Annotated in this window: 7 protein-coding genes; 1 reads left to right on the forward strand and 6 read right to left on the reverse strand. The window is 72.7% G+C overall.

What is annotated here, in order from left to right; genetic code table 11:
• Nucleotides 1-84: 84 nt before the first annotated feature.
• From recN to AB0230_RS09920, 6 genes are read right to left on the reverse strand one after another with little or no spacing between them, the layout of a single operon-like run.
• Nucleotides 85-1779, reverse strand: coding sequence for a DNA repair protein RecN (gene recN / locus AB0230_RS09895; protein WP_315995249.1), 1695 nt, complete (start codon nucleotides 1777-1779; stop codon nucleotides 85-87).
• The gene (locus AB0230_RS09900) at nucleotides 1776-2696 is read right to left on the reverse strand and encodes an NAD kinase (RefSeq protein ID WP_315995250.1); all 921 of its coding nucleotides are present in this window, start codon (nucleotides 2694-2696) and stop codon (nucleotides 1776-1778) included. The genes recN and AB0230_RS09900 overlap by 4 nt, the downstream gene beginning before the upstream one ends.
• Complete coding sequence (locus tag AB0230_RS09905; protein WP_363391149.1) at nucleotides 2693-3493, reverse strand: TlyA family RNA methyltransferase; 801 nt, start codon at nucleotides 3491-3493, stop codon at nucleotides 2693-2695. The genes AB0230_RS09900 and AB0230_RS09905 overlap by 4 nt, the downstream gene beginning before the upstream one ends.
• Nucleotides 3490-3660, reverse strand: coding sequence for a hypothetical protein (locus tag AB0230_RS09910; protein ID WP_363391152.1), 171 nt, complete (start codon nucleotides 3658-3660; stop codon nucleotides 3490-3492). The genes AB0230_RS09905 and AB0230_RS09910 overlap by 4 nt, the downstream gene beginning before the upstream one ends.
• A gap of 19 nt (nucleotides 3661-3679) precedes the next feature.
• On the reverse strand, nucleotides 3680-4717 hold the full coding sequence (locus tag AB0230_RS09915; RefSeq protein ID WP_315995253.1) for an HAD-IIA family hydrolase: 1038 nt from the start codon (nucleotides 4715-4717) through the stop codon (nucleotides 3680-3682).
• Nucleotides 4714-5514: a hypothetical protein gene (locus tag AB0230_RS09920; RefSeq protein WP_366375462.1), complete on the reverse strand. Its 801-nt coding sequence runs from the start codon at nucleotides 5512-5514 to the stop codon at nucleotides 4714-4716. Before AB0230_RS09920 ends, AB0230_RS09915 begins: the two co-directional genes overlap by 4 nt.
• Nucleotides 5515-5520: 6 nt before the next feature.
• Between AB0230_RS09920 and AB0230_RS09925 the strand changes: the two genes are divergently transcribed.
• Complete coding sequence (locus AB0230_RS09925; protein ID WP_366375464.1) at nucleotides 5521-6561, forward strand: hypothetical protein; 1041 nt, start codon at nucleotides 5521-5523, stop codon at nucleotides 6559-6561.
• The last annotated feature ends 97 nt before the right edge of the window (nucleotides 6562-6658 follow it).

A 6658-nucleotide genomic window follows, 5' to 3' on the forward strand; every position in this document is an offset into this window, starting at 1 on the left:
TGTGGGGGTTCGCCTCAGAGTCTGGCAGCCCCTTCCGACATCCACGTCACGCCCGCGTGTCGATCGGGGGTCGAAGCACTCGGATCAGCGCGTCCGGCCGGTCTCGAGCAGTTCCCGCGCGTGCGTCAGAGCGGCATCCGAGTCGGAGAGTCCCGACAGCAGCCGCGCCATCTCCGCTTCGCGCTCCGCTCCGTCGAGCCGACGGACGCTGGATGCCGTGACCGCGCCGTCGTTCCCCTTGACGACGGTGAGGTGGTTGCCCGCGAACGCGGCGACCTGCGCGAGGTGCGTGACCGCGATCACCTGCGAGGATTCGGCCAGGCGCGCCAGACGTCGTCCGACCTCGATGGCCGCGGCGCCGCCGATCCCGGCATCCACTTCGTCGAAGACGAACGTCGGCACCGGGTCGACGCCGGCGATGACCACCTCGATGGCGAGCATCACACGGCTGAGCTCTCCGCCCGACGCCCCGCGCGACACCGGCCGCGGGTCGGCTCCGGGGTGCGGAGCGAGGAGGATCGAGACGTCGTCGCGGCCGTGCGCCGCGGGTGCCGCGGCAGCCACGTCGACGGTCAAGCGCGCATCGGGAAGGGCGAGGGCGTGCAGCTCCTCGGTCACCGCCGCGCCGAGCCGCTCCGCCGCGTCCCGGCGGGCCGCGGTCAGGGCGTCGGCGGCCGCGTCGAGTTCGCGGGCGGCGGCGTCGCGCTGAGCGGTGAGGCGCTCGACCCGATCGCCGTCGTCGTCCAGTTCGACGAGGCGGGCCGATCCCGTCGCCAGAAGCTCGATCGCGGCGTCCACGGAGCCGTGGGTGCGCGCCAGCGCCGCGAGCACGCCGCGGCGCTCGTCGACCGCCGCGAGCTCGTGGGGACCGGACTCGTCGAGGTCGGCGAGATAGCCCGACAGTGCGACGGAGGCATCGGTCGCGCGGTACCCCAGATCGGCGACCTGCTCGCCGATCGCCGCCAGAGCGGCGTCGCTTCCCGAGATGCGTTCGAGGGCGCGACGGGCCTCCGCCAGGAGTGACACGACGTCCGGGGCGCCGTCCTCGTTCGACAGCGCCGCGTGCGCGGTCACCGCGGCGACGCGCAGTTCCTCGGCGTTCGCGAGGCGCTCGGCGCGGCGCGCGAGCTCGTCCTCCTCGCCGGGGAGAGGAGCGGCCGCCTCGATCTCCGCGATCGCGGCACGCAGCTGCTCGGCTTCGCGAGCCCGGTCATCGCGGTCGCCGGTCAGCGCCGACAGCTCGGCGTCGAGGGTGCGCCAGGCGTCCCACGCGGCGCGATAGGCCGTCCGGGCCGCGGTCACGGTGTCTCCGCCGAAGCGGTCGAGCGCATCGCGCTGCGCCGAGGCCGACCGCAGCCGCAACTGGTCGGATTGCCCGTGCACCACGACGAGATCGTCGGCGAGGTCGGCGAGCACTCCCGCGGGAGCGGTCCGGCCGCCCACGGTGGCGCGACCCCGGCCCTCGCTCGACACGGTGCGCCCGAGGTACAGCTCCGCCGCCCCCTCGCCGACCGGCTCGACGTCGCCGCCCGCCTCGCGCACGCGAGCGGCCACGGGGCCGTCCTCCGGTACGAGCCACACGCCCTCGACCGCGGCCTGAGCGGCGCCCGAGCGCACCGCGCCCGAGTCCGCCCGCTGCCCCAGCAGCAGTCCGAGACCCGTGACCACCATCGTCTTGCCCGCGCCGGTCTCCCCCGTGATCGCGGTGAACCCACGCCCGATGGGCAGGGTCGCGTCGGCGATCACGCCGAGGTCTTTGAGCCGCATCTCCTCGATCACGCCGCACCTCCGGTGGCGCCGCGCCACCCGGTGACGGGAAGGCGGAACTTGCGGACCAGTCGATCCGTGAAGGCCGCCGGGTGCAGGCGGGCGAGACGCACCGGCCGCGACGATCGCCGCACGACGACTCGCGCCCCGGGCGGCAGCTCGTGAGAGCGACGACCGTCGCACCACAGGATGCCGCTTCCGCTCGTGCGCTCGAGCACCTCGACGGCGACCGTGGCGTCGGGGCTCACCACGAGGGGGCGAGCGAAGAGCGCGTGCGCTGACAGCGGCACCACGGCGATGGCTTCGACGGTGGGCCAGATGACCGGCCCCCCGGCCGAGAAGTTGTACGCGGTCGATCCGGTGGGCGACGCGACGACGACCCCGTCGCATCCGAATGACGACAGCGGTCGGCCGTCGACCTCCATGACCACCTCGAGCATGCGCTCCCGGCTGGCCTTCTCTACAGTGGCCTCGTTCAGTGCCCAGGTCTCGAAGATGACGCTGTCGTCGGCATCCAGCACCCGCACGGCGAGGGCGAGACGTTCCTCGACGGTGTAGTCCCGCGCGATCACGCGGCGGACCGCGTCGTCCATGTCGTCGCGCTCGATCTCGGCGAGGAACCCGACGTGCCCCATGTTGATGCCGAGGATGGGCGCCCGCCCTCCGCGCACGGTCTCGGCGGCGCGCAAGATGGTGCCGTCGCCGCCGAGGACGATCGCGAGTTCCACGTCGGCGATGTCGACGTCGACGCCGAGAGTCTCGACGCCCTCGAGCGAGAGCCGCTCGGCCAGTTCGGGCCGGTCCTCCGCCGAGACGACGGGGGTCGCCCCCGCCGCGCGCACGGCGGTGAGGATGCGTTCGGCGGCATGGACGGTGTCGTCACGACGGGCGTGCACGACGAGGAGGATTCGGCGATCGCTGGGGGTCATCGGCTTCCGGTCAGTTCGGTCACGGTGCTCTCCCATTCTGAGGGGTCACCGCCCCGGACGGCCGAGAACCACGCGACATACTCCTGGTTGCCGTGCGTTCCGACGAGGGGCGACGCGATCAGGCCGGCCGTGCGCAGTCCCGTGTCCCATGCCGCCCACAGCACGCCGTGCACCGCGTCGGAGCGCAGGGCGGGGTCGGTGACCAGCCCGCCCTTCACCGCCGTGCGACCCACTTCGAACTGCGGTTTGATCAGCAGGACCACGTCGGCGTCGGGGGCCGCGGTGTCCGCGACGGCCGGGAGCACGTGGTGCAGGGAGATGAACGACAGATCGCCGGTCACCACGCGCGGGCGCTCGTCGACTCCCGTCGCGGCGGCGAGGGAGTCGGCGGTCATGAACCGCACGTTATACCCCTCGACCGACACGACGTCGGGGTCGCCGGCCAGAACGGTGGACAACTGCCCGTGGCCGACATCGACCGCCATGACCGGTCGGGCACCGCGCTCGCGCAGCACCTGCGTGAACCCGCCCGTCGATGCCCCGAGGTCCAGGGCGGTGCGCCCCTCCACCTCGATCGGGAAGGCGTCGAGTCCCGCGATCAGCTTGTGCGCCGCGCGGCTGACGTAATGGTCGGCGCCGGCGACGGAGATCTCGTTGTCGTCCACGACCGGCGTCGACGGCTTGACCACCGGCCGCCCGTCGACGCTCACGACGCCCGAGGCGATGAGCTGCGCCGCGTGCGAGCGCGAACGGGCGAGTCCGCGGGCGGCGAGGGCCGCATCGAGGCGGGTCGTCACGGGCGCGACGCGGCCGACGAGTCGGTGGGGGCCGACGCGAGGCGCTGCGCCAGTTCGTCGTGCACGGCGGCGTAGGCGTCCGCGCGCACGTCCAGCGGCTGCTCCTCGATGAGGCGCAGCCGATCGATCAGATCGGTCGGGGCATCCGGGGCGGCATCGTCCGACATGGATGCCATGCTACCGACGTCAGCGCACCCGGAACGGGTCCGCATACAGCTGCTCCGGCACGCGGAAGCCGAAGATGGCCCGGCCCGAGTTCCAGATGGCGGCTGCTCCCGCGCGCAGGAGGTCGATCTGACGGTCGCCGGTCGACACGATGCGCAGGTCGACGCCGTCGATCTCGACGACCGCGTCGCCGACCCGCGTGCGGTCACCCTTGACGACGGTGGCCGGGTACGGCTCGAACAACTGACGCAGGTCTTCGACGATGTAATCAGGGCGCTGGGAGGGCGGTGCCGCCAGCACCTGCTTGGGCCGGTCGATGCCGGTCAGCACGAGGACCGACGGCATCTCGGCGACGCGCGCGCCCTGGATGTCCGTGTCGAGACGGTCGCCGATGAACAGCGGCGAGGTCGCGCCCGTGCGGGCCACGGCTTCGTCGAAGATGGGGCGTTCCGGCTTGCCTGCGATGGTCGCCAGGCGCCCCACCGCCGTGTGGACGGCCGACACGAGCGTGCCGTTGCCCGGGGCGATGCCCCGCGCCTGGGGAATGGTCCAGTCGGTGTTCGTGGCCACCCAGGGGATGCCACCCTCTTCCACCGGCGTCGCCAGCGCGTAGGCGGCCTCGGCGAGGTGCTTCCACCCCACCTCGGGCGCGAAGCCCTGCACGACCGCGGCCGGGGAATCGTCGGCGCTGCGGGTGACGACGAAGCCCGCCTTCTCCACCTCGACGACGAGTCCCTCCCCGCCGATGACGAGGAGCGTCGAGCCCGCCGGGACGAGGTCCTTCATCAGCCGCATCGCGGCCTGCGGGCTCGTGGTCACGTCCTCGGCCGCGACGCTCAACCCGAGCGAACTCAGGTGCTCCGCCACCGACGCGTCGGTGCGCGAAGCGTTGTTCGTGATGTACCCGAGACGGAGCCCCGCGGCCTGGGCGCGGTTGAGGCTGTCGACCGCGTGCGGGAGTGCACCCGGGCCCGCGTAGACCACGCCGTCGAGGTCGGAGAGCACGACGTCCACCCCGTCCAACGGGGTGGGCTGCGCGGCTGCGCGGCGGAAGATCATCGCGACCCCTCGGCCTCGTCGTCCGACGCGGTCCCCTCGTCATCCGGGACGACGTCCTCGTCCGACGCGGATGCTTCCTCGTCGGAGGTGGCAGAGCCCGGGTCCGTCGCAGCGGAGTGCTCGTCGGGCTCGGCGCCGGCCGTGTCATCGGACGCCTCCGAGGCGTCGTCGTCGTCGACGTCGTCGACGGGAATGACACCGGATGCCACGTCCACTCCGCCGTCGTCATCGATCAGGTCGATCTCCTCGACGACGATGACCTCGCGATCGGCCACTCCGGCAGCGGCGTCCAGCGCCTCTGCGGCGATGTCCGCGCGCCGTTGCCACTCCGCGGCCTCCGCGTCGCGCCCCAACTCCTCGAGGACGGCCGCACGCGCGGAGAAGAGAGCGGGGCTCCATTCGAACGCGCGGTCGGGATCGGCCTCGGGGATATCCAGCTCCTGCAGGGCACGATCCGTCTGCCCGAGGTCGAGGCGGGCACCCGACATGGCGATCGCCAGCTGGACGCGCACGGGCACCGACAGAGTCGAACGGTCGACCGCCCGGCCTTCCTCGAGTGCGCGGTCGGCACGACCGACGCCGCGTTCGCTGTCGACGATCAGCGGCAGCTGCTCGTCGGAGCCCGTGATGCGGCGGTGCGTGCGCAGCTCGCGCAGGGCGAGCGCGAAGTCGCCCACCGCGTAGGCGGTGATCGCGACGGTCTCCCGGACGACGCCCACGCGACCCGCGCTGCGCGAAGCGGCGAGGGCGTGCTGGTGGGCGAGCGCGGGGTCCTCGTCGATGAGGCGGGCCGCCATCGCCAGATGCCGGGCGACGTTGTCGGCGTTGTCCTTGCTCAGGGTCTTGAGCTCGTTGCGCGCCGCGCCGGGCAGGTCGAAGGCCGTGATGTCGTCGGGCAGCTCGGGGCCACGTTCGCGCCGGTCCTGCGGCGGGCGGGTCGCGCGCGCATCGTCCCGGTCGAAGCGGCGGGGCGCTCCCGCGCCGGGGCGGCTGTCGCGCGAAGGACGCCGATCGCCGCCGCCGAAGCCACGCTCACCGCCGTCACGACGCACGGGACGGTCGCCGTCGCGACGGAACGGACGGTCACCGTCGTTCCGGTACGGACGAGCCTCTCCGTCACGACGGACAGGTCGATCGCCGTCACGACGCACGGGACGGTCGCCGTCGCGACGGAACGGACGGTCACCGTCGCTCCGGTACGGACGAGCCTCCCCGTCACGACGGACAGGACGGTCGCCATCACGACGAACAGGACGGTCGCCGTCACGACGCACGGGACGGTCGCCGTCACGACGGAACGGACGGTCACCGTCGTTCCGGTACGGACGCGCCTCCCCGTCACGACGGACAGGTCGGTCGCCATCACGACGGACAGGTCGGTCGCCGTCACGACGGAACGGACGGTCACCGTCGTTCCGGTACGGACGAGCCTCCCCGTCGCGACGGACAGGTCGGTCGCCGTCACGACGCACGGGACGGTCGCCATCACGACGCACGGGACGGTCGCCGTCGCGACGGAACGGACGGTCACCGTCGTTCCGGTACGGACGCGCCTCCCCGTCACGACGCACAGGTCGGTCGCCATCACGACGGACAGGACGGTCGCCGTCACGACGGACAGGACGGTCGCCGTCACGACGGAACGGGCGGTCGCCGTCGCGCCGAGGACGTCCGGCGCTATCGCCGTCACGGCGGGGAGGCCGCTCTCCGCGAGACGGCGAACCGTCGCCGCGCGCAGACCGACCACGGTCGAATTCACGGTCGCTCGAGCGCCCGTCGTTACTCCTGCGCTCGTTGGAATCGTCCGTCGACATGATCGTCCTCCCCGGGGAATGTGCCCGTAAATGCGAAATGGCCACCCAGCGTTGGGTGGCCATTTCGTTAAAGGAAGTCCGGCGGTGTCCTACTCTCCCACAGGGTCCCCCCTGCAGTACCATCGGC

Origin of the sequence: Microbacterium sp. NPDC089190, from assembly GCF_040701795.1 — a bacterium.
GTDB classification, from domain to species: domain Bacteria; phylum Actinomycetota; class Actinomycetes; order Actinomycetales; family Microbacteriaceae; genus Microbacterium; species Microbacterium galbum.

Coding starts and splice junctions, on each gene's coding strand:
- AB0230_RS09910 (WP_363391152.1), bottom strand. CDS start 3,660: ATGTCGGACGATGCCGCCCCGGATGCCCCGACCGATCTGATCGATCGG.
- AB0230_RS09920 (WP_366375462.1), bottom strand. CDS start 5,514: ATGGCGGCCCGCCTCATCGACGAGGACCCCGCGCTCGCCCACCAGCAC.
- AB0230_RS09900 (WP_315995250.1), bottom strand. CDS start 2,696: ATGACCCCCAGCGATCGCCGAATCCTCCTCGTCGTGCACGCCCGTCGT.
- AB0230_RS09925 (WP_366375464.1), top strand. CDS start 5,521: ATGCCGGGCGACGTTGTCGGCGTTGTCCTTGCTCAGGGTCTTGAGCTC.
- AB0230_RS09915 (WP_315995253.1), bottom strand. CDS start 4,717: ATGATCTTCCGCCGCGCAGCCGCGCAGCCCACCCCGTTGGACGGGGTG.